We start from the raw sequence: 16,483 nt of genomic DNA, 5'->3' as shown, positions 1-16,483 counted from the left end.
TAGGAGGTCAACAAATGGTAAGAACAGTAAAGGTACTCGGCACTTCTCTGATGGCAGGTATGCTTCTCGTTTCAGCAGGTTGTAGTACGAAGAATGAAGCCCAACCTTCCACAACCACCAGAAATTCACCAACCCCGGCGGCAACGACAGAAAACAAGGCTGGTAGTGATAAGAAGGTAAAGCTAAGAGTTGTAACTATCACTACGGACGAGAATCGCAATAATATCATGGAAAAGCATATTAAACCGAACGTTGCCAAGGCGTTTCCGAACGTAGAAATTGAATTTGAGCCAGGTGGCGGCGGCGAAGATATGGCGAATAAACTGAAAACGTTTAATGCCGCAGGTGATATGCCTGATGTATTCTGGAACGACGCAGGTTACTTTACTCCATTAAACAACACCGGCAGTATTATGGATTTAACCTCACCGATCACTAAGGACGGGTTTTTGAACAAATACGCTGTTCCTGATGCATTGAAACATGTTGATGGAAAGATTTACAGCTTGTCTTCCGGAGCGGATACGTATTTCACCCCGGTCATTTTCTACCATAAGGACATGTTCGAGCAAGCAGGGGTGCAAGTACCGAAAACATTCGACGAATTTATCGAAGTATCGAAAAAACTAAAAAGCAAAGGCATGGTGCCTGCTGTTACACCTGGTAAAGATGGATGGGGACCTAAGCTTTTCCTGCTTCAGCAGATGATCCAAATTGGCGATCCGCAAGCAATGGCAGATCTTGTGAGTAATAAGACAGACTTCAGTAATCCGGCGGTCAAGGCGGGGGTGTCTCGCATTGAGAAGATGGTTAAGGAAGGTGTCTTTCCGGAAGGAATCGCTAATCTAGATTACGGTCCAGCCAACGAAATGTTTACAGCTAAGAAGGCAGCTATGTACATGATGTTTACTTGGGAGCTTCCGAATTTGGCGAAAGATGATACAGTCGATTTCTTCCCGTTCCCAAGTGCTAGCGACAAATACGACCCAACGAAGCATGTTCAGTTCTGGGGATCTCCACTCAACGGATATGCCGTTAGTGCAAAAACCAAGTTTCCTGAAGAGGCAGTAAAGTTGGCGGAATTTCTAGCTATGGCAGACGCTCAATATTTTGAATCTACGGGTGCCCCAATTGCCTTGAAGACAGGCAATACAGTGGCGGAACCTAAGCCGTTAATGAAGAAATTCATTAACTGGTACAATCCTATCCCTACCAAAATTGCTTCACTCGCACTTAACTCGTTGGATGCAAAAACATCGGCAGAGCTTGCGACACAAGGGGCGAAATTGCTGACGGGACAATATCCAGCTGATAAGTTTAGTACGGAGATGGGCAAGATCTGGAGTGAAAATACGTGGTTTAAAAAGTAAATTTCATGAGTTGAAGTTATAGACCGAATTCCCCTTGGAACATTAAGTCCGGGGGGATTCTATATCAAATCAGACGGTGGAGAGAGCCATGAACAAGTACTACAGCACCAAATTGTCCATATTTGTATTTTCCGCACCTGCGTTGATTCTGTTTACCGTTTTCTGTGTTTATCCACTCTTGCCTGAAATTTTGATGAGTTTGAATAATCATGATGGTTTTCGAACTTTAGGGTTTGTTGGTTTAGATAATTATAAGGATATCCTAGCTTCTGCTTCTTTCTGGACAGCTCATAAGAATACGTATCTAATTGTAGGAATTTCCGTCTTTATGGGTTTACCGCTTTCCTTAATGTTTGCTCTTTTCATGGATGTTCAAACTCCTAAGTTACGTCGTTTTTTTAAAACATCTGCCATGCTTCCCGCAATTTTGTCAGTTACGGTCGTCGCAGAAATGTGGATATCCTTCTATGAACCAACCTGGGGGTTATTTAACAGTATTCTGAGATCCATAGGTCTTGAATCTTGGACTCATTCCTGGCTTACTGAAAAGAACACTGTGATGCCAAGCATCGGATTGACATTTCTTTGGCAATATATTGGGCTGAACGCCATGCTATTTTATACGGGAATCAAGACGATCCCCAAAAATTATTACGAAGCTGCTTTAATTGATGGTGCTAGCTTTACCCAAGTCTGCTTACGAATTACGATTCCACTGCTTCAAGATGTAACGAAATACGTATTAATCTTGTCTACGTTAGGTTCCATGGCATTCTATTCACAAGTCCGCGTCATGACAGCCGGAGGTCCTGGGGATTTGTCCAGGACGGTTATTTACCAAATGTATTATGTGGCTTTCGAAACGTCAGAATTTGGTAAAGGAACGGCTATTGCGGTTGTATTTATTCTAGAATGCCTATTCATCTCCTTTCTGATTCAACGGTTCGTCGCCAGAGAAAAACTGGAGTTTTAAGGAGGAGACCATCATGAAATACCTAAGTCGTGTATTTTGGTTAGGGATAGGCTGCACATTTCTGTTTCCCTTATACTGGATGATTACGATGTCACTTAAGTCCAAAAGTGAAGCTTATAATAATCCATTTGGCATTCCCTATTCATGGGATTGGATAAACTATAGTGAAGCGTTGTCAAAATATCATTTCTTTGTTTACTTCGAGAACAGTTTGATTTATACCATAGGGACCATTGCAATTACACTGACGACGGGGAGTATGCTTGCGTATTGTCTGAGCCGAATGCAATGGAGATTCAATTCGGCGGCACTACTCTATGTGTCCTTAGGGTTGATTGTACCTATTGAAGTTGTATTAATTCCATTATTTCAATTAATAAAATGGTTACATCTTAAGGATAGTTACTGGGGTCTCATATTGCCGTATTCCGGATTCGCAATCGCTTCTTGTGTGCTGATGTTATTTGCGTTTCTTCGTTCACTTCCTAAGGAGTTGGAAGAAGCTGCTTGTATAGATGGGACGAACGTTTATCAGACATTCTTCAGAATTATTTTTCCGATCGTCACGCCAGCGCTAATGACACAATGCGTTCTATTGTTCATGCGCATTTGGAATGAGTTCCCGCTTGCTTTCATTATAGCTTCAAAAGATCAATTCCGGCCTTTAACTGTCGGCTTGCTAAGCTTCTTCGTTAGCGTCGGTGTTTCAGACTGGGGACTTATTGGTGCAACGATGGTGCTCTCGAGTTTACCTATGATTATTGTATATATGATAGGTAATGAACGAATTGAAAATGCCTTGACTGCAGGAGCTATTTTGAAGTAAGAGCAATAGGCACACTTCAGAGCTCCAGGGCAACTGACTGGCGCCTGACCGTTCTTGGATAGTACTAGCGGGTCTTACCGGGTTGCGAAGGCGGCGGTTGGATTGGCGATGTCATCAACTGCCAGTTATCTTTTCGAGGCAAGTTGTTTTGGCCCTGATCAAGGTTTTCGTGTGTGTAGAGGCGAGTAATCGGGAACAAGGGAGGGTGTTACGGTTAACGATAAACCGGTGAGCAAAGGTGACGATCTTAATTTGCCCGAAAACAATGCAAGCATTGAGAAAGACGGTAACGAAAACGTACTTGTTCTAGAAGCAAAAAAAGAATCTCTCTCAGGCCATGACTTTACGTCGGGTAAGCTGACCTACCAAATGAAAGGCGACTGGACGTATGGAAAGTTCGAAGTTCGCGCCAAATTGCTTATCAGCAAGGCATGTGGCCTGCCATTTGGATGATGCCTACAGATGAATGCCACCTTAATCCTCAATGGAAAATAAAAAAGGATCAACCGGAAAGAACTGGTTAACCCTATAATACCTCCATAAACTCCCATACCTTATCCTGATAAATGGCTTGATGGATGACTGCCTTCATTGGGGGTTATAATTATTGTCCTACTAGGCTGTAGAATTGTACTTGGTTTGTGTACTCTTACAGATTTTATGAATCCCGCAAGTATGAGTAAACATGCCATGGAAGTATTAATTACAGGAGCAGTCAGGAAACCTGTATATATAGCATATCGCAATTCGAGGGATATAGTGAATTCAAGATTTACGGCGTTTAGTTGGTCATACGAAAGTAATTATGGTGGTAGCAGGGGCACTGAAAAAGTTTTTGGAAATGGTGACTTTTTCTTGTCAGCAAATAATAAGAGATACTTAGCAGGGCATGTGCTACTACAATAGCTGCTCATTTCCTACTGTTTCGTGCTAGTGTTCGCCTAAGAGCGCCCTGATAATTTAGCAGGACGCTCTTGTTTTACATGGACTACAGGCTTCTCACTAACAAGGCCCCAACTTATTTGGCCATTGCTTGAGGTGGGGATGGCATTTCATTTCATATCACGTTTCTTTAACCATTAAAAATCTAAATCTCACTTATTTGGGCAGGGCTGAGCGGGCTCGAAGAATTTACAAAAAAACTTCAAGATATGCAGAATGATTTTAATGTAACTATTCAAAAAAAATAACTAGATGTACTGCCGTAGATCGGTGAGAAAAGTACTAAGCATTTAGCATTTTTACAATATAAGCAAAAGTTCGATGTATTAAGGAAAACAGTAGATAATTGTATCAAAAAAATAGACGGACGGATTTATTATTGAAGATTTACGAGAACACTGTTTAATTCATTTTGCATAATATGCCATGGGGGCTATGCATATATTCACTCAAAGGGATTCACGGAAAAGGATGATTTTATTGGTCAGGGGAACAGTAATTGTAAGGATTAACAGAGCGGTTCCGGATAACGTAGTTTTTGTAGATGGATGTGCTCAAGGCGGCAGTTCACTCCTTCAGATTCCAAATGGAATCACTGCGATATTCCAAAGAAGAACAGTTAGAAAACGTGTCACCATAAATGCCGAAGCCGGGCAAAACTGTCCAGGAGAACAGTTTAACAATTTTTTGGATGTCAGCCCGGCAACCGCAAGAATGTTTGGTCTGGTTAATCGCCGATTTTAGTATACGTTGGAATTTGACCCAAATACGAATGTTCTAACCATAAGTCTTAGAAGAACTCAAACCACTGCGCCGTTCGGCATTGAACAAGTCGATGTTAATAGAGACAATGTATTTTTGGCTGCTGGGCTCACTAACAATGCACTTAATCTGCCGGCAGACAATACTGTAATAACGGTAAGAAGGGCCGGCAAAGAAAAGCAAATGAGGGTCCGACTTTTCGTAGAGGGTGAAGCGGAATTTAGCGATGGGTTTGAAACGAGTCGTAGAACTGCCGCATTTTTTGGCTTTACAACCGGCAGGAGGTTTGTTTTGAGGTTTAATCAAATCACTAGAGTGCTTGAAATTCGAAGTGTAGGTGGTAAATAGCAGATAAAACCAACCTCACAAGTAGGTAATAGCCCATGGCTTGTATTGGGAATATTTCTTCTAGGCGCGGTGGTTCTATAGAAATTCTGTGGAGGAATTAAATGAATGGATCAAACTTACGGGGTTGTTCAAAGAGATAGATCAATTCCAAATATTTAGTGGAATTTGCAAGAAGGAAGCTGCTCCCTGCGTTATTGAAGTACTGATATTCGTTTCAAAAATGTAGGCTTACGATGAATAGGTCCACTTTAGTTTTGATTTGATGAATGCGTCGAATGATCTTTCTTGGCACAATCCGATTCATGTCTGTAAAAAAATACGTATCTTCAATATCTTCTTCTAGACAAGCAATAAATGAAATTCTGAGCAGTACACAACCTCACCTAGGCGGAGGCATATGCGAAGCCGATTAATGCTTCTGGGGGAGTGTCAGGGGCAACCCGATCATTGGGCGGCAATGTAACTGTAAGGTAAATCAGAACGTCCGATTACGAGGGTGAAGGCATTGCAGAAATTCGTCAAGAATGCAGTGCCTACGCAAGCAGAGAAATTCCCTGGTGTTCCTGCCGATAATGGAAACAATTTATTATCGCTAAATGAAAACGGACCAAGGGTATTTTCTAATAAATCAAACAAATCTAAGAAGGCTGCCTGGTGCAGCCTTTTGTGTTGACGGGCTTATAGTCCGGTCTGGTGCCTTAGCAAAAAGGCCGCAATGCAGCAATGAGTGCGTCAGTCGATGGATACCTGTCCTTATTGTTTACGTCAAAGGGATTTAATAACACACGCCTAAGATCTCTATCGCGAATTTCCGCTTTATGGATATCCGCTAGCGTCCCGTTCATGAGGAAAGCGCATATTTTGCACACAGCCTGTAGCTCCTTATTCATGACAGCGGGACTTACAATCTCTTTGGCAATGTTGAAGTCTATTACTTTGACCGTCTCAGGCTTATTGTGAAGTATCATTACATTTTTGGGCAGCACATCATTATGGATATACCCCGTTTTGTGGAGTTGTCTAAGCCCCTTGAGGATGTTGATTGTAATCTCTACACTTAAGTCCTGATCCCGCTTATTGGTGAAGGTATTATGAAAGTCATTGCCCAAAGTCGACCCCCGGATATACTCAGTAACCAAATAGCCTTTTTCCCCGATCTCAAAATAATCATAATAGCGTGGCAAAAACTCACCGATTCGGTAACTTTGCATAATCCGCGCTTCGCGTCTTGCCGCCTCACGGTTGGAAGTCTCTTTGATTGCCAGCTGGCGTCCTTTCGAATCATAAGCTTTATAGACCTTGCCTAAAGCTCCGGACCCGATCAAGTTAAGATCAACTGTATATCCACCCCACATGGTTCCCATCATAGCCCCTCCTATTTCTACAAGATTGATAGATTGATAGATTTATTTTATGTGGACCGTGCAAAAATTGCTTGGACATATATATCAAAAATTATAGCGGGTTAGATAACGGAACTTAGCGAAGTCTTGCGACACAAATCCACCTACTTTATAAATCTTTTGCAAAATGGTTGCTTGAAAATGCTGACAAAGCATACACACCACCAATGCCGACCGTCGATACTACTAAAACAGTGGTAATAGAAGTGGTTACGACGAACACCTCAACCATATCTTTCCGAATGTAAAGAGAAGGCTACCGGGGGATCGGCAGCCTTCTGCGGAACAAGAGCTATCGTGAAATTTGGCTTCCTATTTGTTTAATCAGACTTCCGCTTCCCTCAAGTTTCGCTCTTCCAACTTCCTGCGCGAATAGGAGCGAGATAGTCCGAGCGATGCGGCGGCTGTCCCTGCGGCGATGGTAACTCCCGCCGCCCCAATCCAACTGATGGCCGGTAATGACGCTTGCTCTATGACGATGCCCCCGATCCCCGCTCCGGCGGCCATGGCAAGCTGCACGACCGACATGTTTAGGCTAAGCATAATGCCGGAAGCTTGCGGAGCAAGCGTGATTAAATGAACCTGCTGCGTAGGACCCGACGACCAGGCCGAGAACGACCAGAGCATGAGAAGCGGGAACACGAGAGCAGGGGATAGAGCTGCCAGCGATAACAGGATTAGAGCTACTGCGTGCAGCAGCATGCCGCCGACCAGCGTGCGGGGGAATCCCCATTTGTCTGTGCTATAGCCTCCGAGCTTAGAGCCGATCAAGCTTGCGATGCCGAAAGCGAACAGTCCGATGCTCACCCATTTTTCGCTCATTCCCGTAACGGTAAGTAGAAACGGCGAAATGTACGTATAGGCAATCGAATATCCACCGATCCAGAAGAAGGTTACAGACAAGGCCAAAGCGACTTTTCGTTCCTTCAACAGCGCCAACTGTTTGCGAAGTGGTACTGGTTCTTCGCCATCCGTTTGCGGAATCGTGAAGGCAATAACAAGCATAGCGAACAGCCCGAGTACACCGATTCCCCCGAAAATTGTTTTCCAATCGTAGGCGGAAGCGACAACCCTTCCAAGAGGAACGCCGATGATCAGCGAGGTACTGAAGCCCATAACGAGTGTCGCTATGGCGCTGCCTTGCTTTTCAGGCGGAGCCATCTTGGAGGCTACGGTCATGGCCGTAACGACAAACACCCCGGTACTGAGTGCCAAGATGATCCGAGATCCGATTAGAGATTCATATCCCGGCAAAATAAAGGTGATTCCGTTTCCTATTACGAAAAGGCCGAGTGAGTAAAGCAGCAGCTTCCGTCGCTCCAAGCGGGCAGTAAGGGCCATAAGGATAGGGGTCCCGAAAGCGTAAGCGAGCGAGAAAACGGTAATGAGCTGTCCTGCAGCGGACACCGAGACACCGATATCCTCCGCAACTTTATCCAAAATGCCTGCGATGATAAACTCCGACGTTCCGACAAGAAAACTGACGGCGGCCAACATGTAAATTTTCCAAGCGTATGACATGATTTTCTTACTCCTCCCTCTGTCCGATATTCTATATTTCTAGAAATATAGAAATAATGACAAAAAATTATTTCAGCAAATAAGGTGCATACTTTTGTGCTATTTCGTGGTTCACGCTGTAGTAGATGTACGTTCCATCCTTACGGAGATCGAGCAGGCCGCAATCCGTCAATTGCTTCAGGTGATGGGATAGTGTCGAGCCAGCGATGGATTCCAGCTTGCTTCCGATATCGGAGCAGCACAAATTCCTCTCTTCGGTAAGCAACAGGGCAATTTTAAGCCGGGTCGGTTCCCCTAGTGCTTTGTATACTTTGACGGCTTGCCGTACCTCCGCGTTATCTTCGACCATCGTTACCTCACCTTTGCTTATTGTCATTATTTCTATATCTGTCGAAATAAAAGTACCATACCTTAGGAAAAAAGTAAATAGGGTTATTTTCATTCGCTTGCCGATAAAAAAGAGCCGTCAGGTGAAAATGATACATATGCAAACCCCACTTTTCATTAATTCATTAAACTCAGTTTATAAATTCAGTTCTCTGGGAAAAAACATCATTGCGTTTGCCTATGGATTACCGAGAATATCGTCCTCACGCTTTTCCCCCGAATCCTTAAATTCTGCCCGTGCCATGATCTGCAGCGTTCATACCACAGTTTTGTTAAGCGAACGGGCAGTTTCACTGAGCAATGCAATTCTCATAGTAATCCAATTTATTACATATTATTCATGATTTTGGGTTATAGTAACAAATAGTTATAATCATGGTTATTTTAGAGTGAAACATAAAAAATGAAATAAGTAATAAAATGACGTGGAGGCATAGAGCATGTTAAATTTATCCGAACTCGAAAATGTTCATACGGATATTGAAACCGTTCACGAGGTCGTCCAATGTTTAAAGGCTAGAATCGATGGCTTCTATATTGGAATTCACATCCTTAAGAATCGGGAAGGCAATTACTTTTATGAACTCAGTCATTGTTACAGAGGTGCAGACAATGCTGGTCCTTCAGTTGCAATGGAAAACCGTTTTACCACAGTAGATGAAGCAGCAAGGGGGGCACTACAATCTGCAACGATGTGTTACCGAAGAACTGATGAAGGCGGGTCTTGGCTAAGAAACGATTCCTTTGTTCAATAAAACAAGGGCTAATGGTTGGGCGAAGCGAAAAGAATGGAAGGTTGGACTAACGATGCAGCATACACTACTCTCAGAGCTAACGCAGCTTATCGCTGTACTCAAACGGAACGAGGCAGAGATCATTTACACGATTCCAAGTGAGATCATGGGCGCTGTTAAAAAGGCAAAGCACCTGGAAAGGTTTCTACATGAAATATTTCTTACTGTTAGTGGTAGCGGCGGGATCAACATCATTAGTATCATCCGCAGAGAATTTGGTATGCGATCGGAGATCGCCAATCATATTAATCAATGGGCGCCGTATAGCAGAGATCAACTCGAGGATGATCTCCACGATGCAATAGATCGGGCAGAAATTCGACCAGGCAAGCAGAGCTTGTTTATTGAAGATAATGCCGACAAAAAAGAAGTTGCAGAAGCGCTTTCATTGCTCAAAGGCATCGCACATGCGGCGGTTAGGTGTCAGTTTAATCCCAAGCGTGCTGGAGAGGAAGCATATATCGAGATACTGGATCATCTCATACGGTTTTGCGGGCTTCCCTATACGCATTCTGCAGGTAATATGATCAGCTTTAGAAACCTGATTTCTTCGAATCGACTGTACTCCATGTCAGGAAACAATGAGCTTATTACAACCGCATTAAAAGCATATGTGAAAGAGTGGTATCAACGTTCATCCTTTACGTTCCTTGAAGACAGGGAGTGGTATTATACGTACGAATCCGTTCTAGAATATACATATATTTTAACTAGAGAGCAACTTGAGCGATTGCAAATCGATTTTATCCAGTATATCCGAAATGAATTTATATTGGTAAAGGGTAAGCCAGAACTTCATAAGGCTGAACATTTGAAAACTATGCTAGAAAACGTATTGAACTGGATGGCTCCTAGTGAGGCAGCCGCCATTCATTCTAATTGATTCGACAAGTAGCATGCTCGGCGTGCTTATAAACAAGTAGCTTTTGGTTCTGGTGCAAGGATTACCAAGTCTTGGTCTTGTGATTTTCTTTATGAACCGGTGATCTTGTGTCTAATTAAGGTTTCCTTTGGTAGGAATTTCAATGATGTTATCAATGGAAGACTTATAGAGCAAATATCAAATTAAATATAACAGTGCTTAAACAAAAAATAGAACCTATTTATATAAGTAATGTAGGAGTTATAATACATAAGAATTCATGGCAACCGTTCAGTGGACGGTTGCTATTGTACATTTGCTCCGAAGGGGAGAGAAAACGACAATGAACAAGAGGCAAATATTTTTCTCTTTGCGCTTGAAGTTTTTACTTGCATTTACTTTGTTTATTGTGGCTCCCATATTATAACGCAGGAAACGTAGAAGAGCAGCACCGGGTAACTGTTAAGATCGACAAGACAGCACCCGTAAGTGTTGCAACGCTAAGCCCGACAGCACCAAACGGCAGCAATGGATGGTATATCTCGGATGTTACGTTAAGCATGTCTGTAAATGACAATTTTTCCGGCGTGGCAAAAACAGAATACCAAGTGATATAACAAAAATCCTTTTGGGTACCAAGACATTGATGCTTGACAAACATTAGCTGGTTTTTGTTTTCAATAAACTTCGTCGATGCTGTAGGGAAATGCTCAATCATTGCTTTTGTTGACGAATGATTTGAATAGGTTCAAAATACACTTGGAGGCCGATTCTTGTTTAGGTACAGATGAACAACCTTGCTTGAAGTAATCTGCCATAGCATGGTTGACTTATTTAGTCGAACATTAAATTACCTGACTGTAATTCGTAGGGGTAATACCTATATTCTGTGAATTGTAAGCGCATTCTTGAACCGTATAATAAATAGTGTAAGCAAATAAATGATTGACCTACACAAGCATACATCTTTATGGAGACAATAAGGGAGGAATAGAAAAATGGTTAAGAGAATAAAACGTCCTGTTTTAGCAACTTTGGTACCTGTTCTGGCTCTAGGTTTAACACTGACAGGCTGTACCGACGCGAAGGATGCGGCAAGCAGCGCACCTTCGCCTAGCGGAAGCCAGACAGCGCCTGCTGCAACTCAAGACAATGCAATTAAGCCAGTTACATTGTCTTTGTTCATTGACAGCCCTTATCAACAGCCGACTCCTGACAACAAGATTTATAAGCTTATTAAAGAAAAGACTGGCGTTAGTCTAAAAATGGAGTTTCTGGTCGGTGATTTGCAGCAAAAGCTTGGCGTCATGATTGCTGGCGGCGATTATGCAGATATGATGACAGGAAACGATAAATTAATTGCGGCGGGCGCTTTTGTGCCTCTCGAGGATTTGATTGAGAAGTACGCCCCGAATTTGAAGAAGCACTATGCGAGCGTGTGGAATCAGATGAAGGATCCTGCGAGCGGCCATTTATATGTACTGCCAAATTTCAACGTGTTCAGTGGTCAATTTAACGAAACTGCTTACGAAGGACCAGGCTTTTATTTGCAAAAGGATGTACTAAAGGAAATGGGCTATCCAACGCCTAAAACATTGGACGAGTATTTCGATATTATTGCAAAATACAAAGCGAAACATCCAGATATGATCGGCTTCGAAACGCTGAACTTCGATTGGAGAAACTTCCCGCTACTTAATCCACCAGAGCATTTAGCAGGACATCCTAATGACGGCGGGGTTATCGTCGAGAATGGGAAAGCACAAATATTTGCAGACAAGGACATCGCCAAGACATATTACAAGAAATTGAATGAGATTAATGCGCAAGGCTTAATGGATAAAGAAGCTCTGGTGCAGAACTACGATCAGTACTTGGCGAAAATTGCTAGTGGTCGTGTCATTGGGATGTTTGACCAACACTGGAATTTCGGTGATGGCGAACGCTCGCTGATTTCACAAAATAAGATTGGCAGTACCTATGTCGGGTTCCCGCTCGTATACCCAGGTGCCAAAGAGTACTACCGTGATCGTCCAGTATTAAACATCAATCGAGGATATGGGATTTCGACCAAAGCCAAGGATCCGGTTCAAATTATCAAATTCTTGGACTCACTAATGACCGAAGATTGGCAGAAAACACTCCAATGGGGTATTCAAGGCGAAGACTATATGGTGAAGGATGGCAAGTTCGCCCGTACCCCTGAACAACGCACTAAAGCGGATGATAATACATGGAAGCTTGCCAATAAAGCGGAGGCGTTCTTCGCAAATTTACCTAAGATGCAAGGGACCTATAGTGACGGAAATGCGACAGATCCAGGAACACAGCCGCAAGAATTCTATGACAGCTTGAAGCCGCAGGATCAAGAAGTATTGAAAGCATACAACCATAAGACATGGGCTGAGTTTTTCAAAACACCAGAAGAGAATCCCGTATATTACCCAGCGTGGAGCATTGATTTAGTGGATGGTTCACCAGCGAAAGTGGCTAATACGAAGATGAATGACCTTGCTGTAAAATATTTGCCGAAAGCTATTTTGGCCAAACCTGATGACTTTGAAGGTGTTTGGAAGGATTATGTGGATCAAATCTCCAAAAGCAACTTCAAAGCCTACGAAGATCGTATTAATGATCAAATCAACTGGCGTATTAAAAACTGGAGTAGTAAATAAAGGGATAGAACATGCAGTGGAGTGGGGGAGACTCAGGTCTTCTCCGCTTTACTTCCTAGGAGGAAATGTCGATGGCCGAGACCATACTGCCCAAAAAATTAAAGAAAAAGCAAAGAATTGATCCGGAAATCGGCGTTGGATTAAGTTGGAAGACGATAAAAAACCAGAAGCAGTTAATTATGATGTCTTTTCCCATCGTGATATATATTTTAATCTTTAATTATGTACCGATTTGGGGCTGGTTGATGGCGTTTCAGAATTATCGCCCTGCTTTAAAATTTTCCAAACAGCAGTGGGTAGGGCTGAAGCATTTTAAATTTCTGTTTCAAGATGATACGTTCTTGACGGTGCTTCGCAACACACTTGCAATGAGTATAATCAATTTGGTTTTAGGTTTTGCAACAGCCATATTATTAGCTTTATTACTGAATGAGATTAAAGTTCGTTTCTGGAAGCGGTCTATCCAAACAATATCCTATCTGCCTCACTTTCTGTCGTGGATTATTGCTGCGGGTATCGTAGCGACATCGTTATCGATTGATGATGGTATCGTTAATCAACTGTTGATGAAGTTGCACATCATTAAGGAGCCTGTGATGTGGCTTAGCGAGGGGAAATATTTTTGGGGGATTGTGGGCTTGTCTAATGTGTGGAAAGAGGTGGGCTGGAATACTATTATTTACCTTGCAGCAATCACTTCGATTGATCCATCGCTGTATGAGTCTGCTGGGATCGATGGGGCAAACCGTTACCAAAAGATTCTGTATGTTACACTGCCGGGGATCAAGTCAACTTTTATTATTCTATTAATTATGAACGTTGGACATATCCTGGATGCAGGCTTTGAAATTCAATACCTGCTCGGCAACGGGTTAGTCGTCGACTATTCGCAAACGATTGATATATTCGTTCTTAAGTATGGTATTGCTCTAGGTAATTATTCGCTCGCAACTGCGGCAGGCATCTTCAAAACGGTTGTAAGCATAATCCTTATTCTAATTGCAAATTCTACCGCCAAGCGTCTTGGTGAAGAGCGGTTGATATAAAGGAGAAATGACGATGGGAACAACAACTGTTAGCAGAGCTCGCATTGAGCCCATTTTGTTCCATACGATTAATGGCATCTTCATGCTCCTTCTTGCTATAGTTACGCTATATCCTTTCCTTCACACGTTAACGATTTCATTTAATGAAGGTAATGATGCGCTTCGAGGGGGCATTTATTTATGGCCGAGATCCTGGTCATTGCAAAATTACAAGGCGATTTTCATTTCCGGTACGATCTATCATGCGGCTTGGATTTCGGTGGCCCGTACACTTACAATAACCGTACTGGGTGTGTTTCTCACCTCCATGCTTGCCTATACACTGGCGCAGCCTCAATATATTTTCCGTAAAATAATAGGTTTAATCTTTGTGTTGACGATGTATTTCAATGCGGGGCTAATTCCTAATTACTTTCTGATTAAAAGTTTAGGACTGTTGAACAACTTTTGGGTATATGTTTTCCCAGGAATGGTAAGTGCGTTTAATCTTATCGTCATTCGGACTTACATTCGTACGCTACCATCAGGCTTGGTTGAGTCTGCGAAGATGGATGGAGCAGGAGATTTCACCATTTTTGTACGAATTATTCTCCCACTTTGTACACCTGTACTAGCGACCATCGCCTTGTTCATTGCCGTTGGCTCTTGGAATTCCTGGTTCGATACATTCCTGTATGCCTCTTCTGATTTGAAGCTGAGCACACTTCAGTACGAAATGATGAAGCTACTTGGGTCTACGATGAATAGCAACAATGATCCAGGTCTTCTAGCTGGTGCAAACACGAATCAAACGAAAGCTATGGTAACACCTGCTTCTATTCGCGCGGCGATTACGATTGTGGCGGCGGTTCCAATTCTGTTCGTGTATCCTTTTCTACAAAGGTATTTCATCGTCGGAATGAACCTTGGAAGCGTCAAAGAGTAAGAAAAATAAGCGATATTATAATCATTCCCCGTTTCAGCTCGTTGCTGGGACGGTTTTTGCTTTATACAAACTCATCTTATCCTTTATAATAGTTCATATCTACTTGCTGAAGTGAGGTGATTCTCATGTTAAGGGTTATGTTTGCCGATGACGAGCCTTACATGCTAGAGGGATTGCGATCGATGATCGATTGGAACAAACTTGGCTTTGAAGTATGCGGAGAAGTATCGGATGGTGAAGACGCATTGGATGTGATGGCGTCAACCCTGCCTCATTTGGTGCTGACGGATGTTCGAATGCCTGTTATAGATGGATTGGAATTGATTGAACAAGCCTCCAGCTTGTATCCGGAAATGAAATTTATTATATTGAGTGGATACGCGGATTTCGAATATGCCAAAAGAGCGATGCGGCATGGTGTCGTCAATTATTTGATGAAGCCTTTGATGGAAGCTGAGCTTGTAGCTGCAGTGGAAGCAGTTGCGGTTATGATTCAAGAGCATATAGCTCATAGACAGTTGGAAAGCGCTGCATTGGATTGCTTACGATTGGAAACGATTTCAAAGCTGTTACAGGGAGAAAATAGGCAGAAATGGATCGAGCAGGCGAACGCTTTGTTGGATCTTCATGAACATTCGAGCTTTCGCTGCATTTTACTTGAACCTAACATTCAAGCTCCAAATTATTCGGACCTGAAGCAAAATATTGCAGATAAAATTAAGCTTACGCAAGTGCGAATGCTTCCATTTGGCGTAGGGAAAGAACGCCATGGATTCTTGCTGGTCACAGGACCCGAGGAACGCGAACTTTCTACTGCGCTCTTAACAGAGATCATGACCAGTGTCAGACATGACTGGGGCACAGCGATCTCCTTTTCGATGAGCAGTGAACATAAGGGACCGCATGCGTTACAAGAAGCATTTCGTGAGGGACTCATAGCTGAGATGTGCAAGTTCCCTTCTGGAGTGGAAGGGATTTACATCTATCAAGGAGAGTGGTCAGCGGAGACACTTCCTGCAGTTGGTATGACGGAATCCATCTTAGATGCCGTAGGGAGTGGGTGTCCAGAAACAGTGCAAGCCCATGTACACCAGTTATTCATCGCGTTTTCGAGGCAGTCCGTATCTGAATCTTGGGTAAGTGCTTATTTAGACAACATTAAGCTTGAAATTCTTAAGTTAATTACTCAATTGGGCGGTGATCCTAAGTGGACTTCAAATTGGTATGTTCCCACTGTTCCAATGGATATTGGCCTCTTGGAGCGCAAAGTAACACAAGAAATTCTGCTAGCTGTAGAGTTGATTGGCCAGAAAAAAGGTGTAGGGCAAGATGAAATCGTATCCGCAGCAGGAGACTATATCAAATCGCACTATAAGGAAAAGCTGCAACTGCAAGTTGTTGCAGAGCATTTTAGCCTGAATGCTGCGTATTTTGGCCAGAGGTTTAAGAAGCAAGTTGGCCTCACCTTCAATGAGTATTTACATGTCGTACGAATCGACGAGGCCAAAAAATTACTTCGCCGAGAAGAACTGAAAATATCCGATGTCGCTGATCGTGTCGGTTACTCGGATTCCGAACAGTTCGTTACCAAGTTCAAGGCACTTACTGGCCTGTTACCCTCTGCCTACAAGAAGGGTTAACCTATGACT

The 16,483-nt window shown here is 42.9% G+C and carries 16 protein-coding genes; 12 read left to right on the top strand and 4 right to left on the bottom strand.

Annotation, left to right across the window (positions count from 1 at the left end; all coding sequences use genetic code 11):
* Positions 1-14: 14 nt before the first annotated feature.
* The 6 genes from L6I86_RS02065 (at position 15) to L6I86_RS02040 (ending at position 5,221) form a co-directional block, all read left to right on the top strand.
* The gene (locus tag L6I86_RS02065) at positions 15-1,370 is read left to right on the top strand and encodes an ABC transporter substrate-binding protein (protein WP_236284252.1); all 1,356 of its coding nucleotides are present in this window, start codon (positions 15-17) and stop codon (positions 1,368-1,370) included.
* Positions 1,371-1,458: 88 nt separating this feature from the next.
* On the top strand, positions 1,459-2,343 hold the full coding sequence (locus L6I86_RS02060; protein WP_236284251.1) for a carbohydrate ABC transporter permease: 885 nt from the start codon (positions 1,459-1,461) through the stop codon (positions 2,341-2,343).
* A 13-nt stretch (positions 2,344-2,356) separates the two neighbouring features.
* Positions 2,357-3,169 (top strand): carbohydrate ABC transporter permease, encoded by an 813-nt coding sequence (locus L6I86_RS02055; RefSeq protein ID WP_236284250.1) that lies wholly within the window; start codon positions 2,357-2,359, stop codon positions 3,167-3,169.
* Positions 3,170-3,397: 228 nt separating this feature from the next.
* Positions 3,398-3,622, top strand: a complete 225-nt coding sequence (locus tag L6I86_RS02050; protein ID WP_236284249.1) for a LamG domain-containing protein — start codon at positions 3,398-3,400, stop codon at positions 3,620-3,622.
* A gap of 960 nt (positions 3,623-4,582) precedes the next feature.
* Positions 4,583-4,855 (top strand): hypothetical protein, encoded by a 273-nt coding sequence (locus L6I86_RS02045; RefSeq protein ID WP_236284248.1) that lies wholly within the window; start codon positions 4,583-4,585, stop codon positions 4,853-4,855.
* Between the two features lie 6 nt (positions 4,856-4,861).
* Positions 4,862-5,221: a hypothetical protein gene (locus L6I86_RS02040; protein ID WP_236284247.1), complete on the top strand. Its 360-nt coding sequence runs from the start codon at positions 4,862-4,864 to the stop codon at positions 5,219-5,221.
* A gap of 698 nt (positions 5,222-5,919) precedes the next feature.
* Here the strand turns inward: L6I86_RS02040 and L6I86_RS02035 are convergent.
* The 3 genes from L6I86_RS02035 to L6I86_RS02025 all read right to left on the bottom strand — a co-directional run bounded on the left by L6I86_RS02035 (position 5,920) and on the right by L6I86_RS02025 (position 8,494).
* On the bottom strand, positions 5,920-6,585 hold the full coding sequence (locus tag L6I86_RS02035; protein ID WP_236284246.1) for a protein kinase family protein: 666 nt from the start codon (positions 6,583-6,585) through the stop codon (positions 5,920-5,922).
* Between the two features lie 363 nt (positions 6,586-6,948).
* Complete coding sequence (locus tag L6I86_RS02030; protein ID WP_236284245.1) at positions 6,949-8,145, bottom strand: MFS transporter; 1,197 nt, start codon at positions 8,143-8,145, stop codon at positions 6,949-6,951.
* 67 nt (positions 8,146-8,212) lie between these two features.
* On the bottom strand, positions 8,213-8,494 hold the full coding sequence (locus tag L6I86_RS02025) for an ArsR/SmtB family transcription factor (RefSeq protein WP_236284244.1): 282 nt from the start codon (positions 8,492-8,494) through the stop codon (positions 8,213-8,215).
* 478 nt (positions 8,495-8,972) lie between these two features.
* Between L6I86_RS02025 and L6I86_RS02020 the strand changes: the two genes are divergently transcribed.
* Both L6I86_RS02020 and L6I86_RS02015 read left to right on the top strand, forming a co-directional pair.
* Positions 8,973-9,287, top strand: a complete 315-nt coding sequence (locus tag L6I86_RS02020; protein WP_236284243.1) for a hypothetical protein — start codon at positions 8,973-8,975, stop codon at positions 9,285-9,287.
* 52 nt (positions 9,288-9,339) lie between these two features.
* Complete coding sequence (locus L6I86_RS02015) at positions 9,340-10,209, top strand: hypothetical protein (RefSeq protein ID WP_236284242.1); 870 nt, start codon at positions 9,340-9,342, stop codon at positions 10,207-10,209.
* 400 nt (positions 10,210-10,609) lie between these two features.
* On the opposite strand, the gene L6I86_RS02010 is transcribed toward L6I86_RS02015, so the two are convergent.
* Positions 10,610-10,750 carry a hypothetical protein gene (locus L6I86_RS02010; RefSeq protein WP_236284241.1) on the bottom strand — a complete coding sequence of 47 codons (141 nt, stop codon included), beginning with the start codon at positions 10,748-10,750 and terminating at the stop codon, positions 10,610-10,612.
* 436 nt (positions 10,751-11,186) lie between these two features.
* Between L6I86_RS02010 and L6I86_RS02005 the strand changes: the two genes are divergently transcribed.
* The 4 genes from L6I86_RS02005 to L6I86_RS01990 all read left to right on the top strand — a co-directional run bounded on the left by L6I86_RS02005 (position 11,187) and on the right by L6I86_RS01990 (position 16,474).
* A complete protein-coding gene (locus L6I86_RS02005; RefSeq protein ID WP_236284240.1) occupies positions 11,187-12,863 on the top strand; it encodes a type 2 periplasmic-binding domain-containing protein in 1,677 nt (558 codons plus the stop codon).
* A 71-nt stretch (positions 12,864-12,934) separates the two neighbouring features.
* Complete coding sequence (locus L6I86_RS02000; RefSeq protein ID WP_236284239.1) at positions 12,935-13,909, top strand: ABC transporter permease; 975 nt, start codon at positions 12,935-12,937, stop codon at positions 13,907-13,909.
* A 13-nt stretch (positions 13,910-13,922) separates the two neighbouring features.
* Positions 13,923-14,834 carry a carbohydrate ABC transporter permease gene (locus L6I86_RS01995; protein ID WP_236284238.1) on the top strand — a complete coding sequence of 304 codons (912 nt, stop codon included), beginning with the start codon at positions 13,923-13,925 and terminating at the stop codon, positions 14,832-14,834.
* A gap of 125 nt (positions 14,835-14,959) precedes the next feature.
* The gene (locus tag L6I86_RS01990; RefSeq protein WP_236284237.1) at positions 14,960-16,474 is read left to right on the top strand and encodes a response regulator; all 1,515 of its coding nucleotides are present in this window, start codon (positions 14,960-14,962) and stop codon (positions 16,472-16,474) included.
* Positions 16,475-16,483: the final 9 nt, after the last annotated feature.

Origin of the sequence: Paenibacillus allorhizoplanae (genome assembly GCF_927798215.1) — a bacterium.
Lineage (GTDB): Bacteria > Bacillota > Bacilli > Paenibacillales > NBRC-103111 > Paenibacillus_E > Paenibacillus_E allorhizoplanae.
This window is presented reverse-complemented; position numbering and strand designations above follow the sequence as displayed.

Bases quoted from the DNA above. Each gene is read 5' to 3' on its own strand.
- L6I86_RS02065 (WP_236284252.1), top strand. From the start codon at position 15: ATGGTAAGAACAGTAAAGGTACTCGGCACTTCTCTGATGGCAGGTATG.
- L6I86_RS02060 (WP_236284251.1), top strand. From the start codon at position 1,459: ATGAACAAGTACTACAGCACCAAATTGTCCATATTTGTATTTTCCGCA.
- L6I86_RS02055 (WP_236284250.1), top strand. From the start codon at position 2,357: ATGAAATACCTAAGTCGTGTATTTTGGTTAGGGATAGGCTGCACATTT.
- L6I86_RS02045 (WP_236284248.1), top strand. From the start codon at position 4,583: ATGATTTTATTGGTCAGGGGAACAGTAATTGTAAGGATTAACAGAGCG.
- L6I86_RS02035 (WP_236284246.1), bottom strand. From the start codon at position 6,585: ATGGGAACCATGTGGGGTGGATATACAGTTGATCTTAACTTGATCGGG.
- L6I86_RS02030 (WP_236284245.1), bottom strand. From the start codon at position 8,145: ATGTCATACGCTTGGAAAATTTACATGTTGGCCGCCGTCAGTTTTCTT.
- L6I86_RS02025 (WP_236284244.1), bottom strand. From the start codon at position 8,494: ATGGTCGAAGATAACGCGGAGGTACGGCAAGCCGTCAAAGTATACAAA.
- L6I86_RS02020 (WP_236284243.1), top strand. From the start codon at position 8,973: ATGTTAAATTTATCCGAACTCGAAAATGTTCATACGGATATTGAAACC.
- L6I86_RS02015 (WP_236284242.1), top strand. From the start codon at position 9,340: ATGCAGCATACACTACTCTCAGAGCTAACGCAGCTTATCGCTGTACTC.
- L6I86_RS02010 (WP_236284241.1), bottom strand. From the start codon at position 10,750: ATGCTTAACGTAACATCCGAGATATACCATCCATTGCTGCCGTTTGGT.
- L6I86_RS02005 (WP_236284240.1), top strand. From the start codon at position 11,187: ATGGTTAAGAGAATAAAACGTCCTGTTTTAGCAACTTTGGTACCTGTT.
- L6I86_RS02000 (WP_236284239.1), top strand. From the start codon at position 12,935: ATGGCCGAGACCATACTGCCCAAAAAATTAAAGAAAAAGCAAAGAATT.
- L6I86_RS01995 (WP_236284238.1), top strand. From the start codon at position 13,923: ATGGGAACAACAACTGTTAGCAGAGCTCGCATTGAGCCCATTTTGTTC.
- L6I86_RS01990 (WP_236284237.1), top strand. From the start codon at position 14,960: ATGTTAAGGGTTATGTTTGCCGATGACGAGCCTTACATGCTAGAGGGA.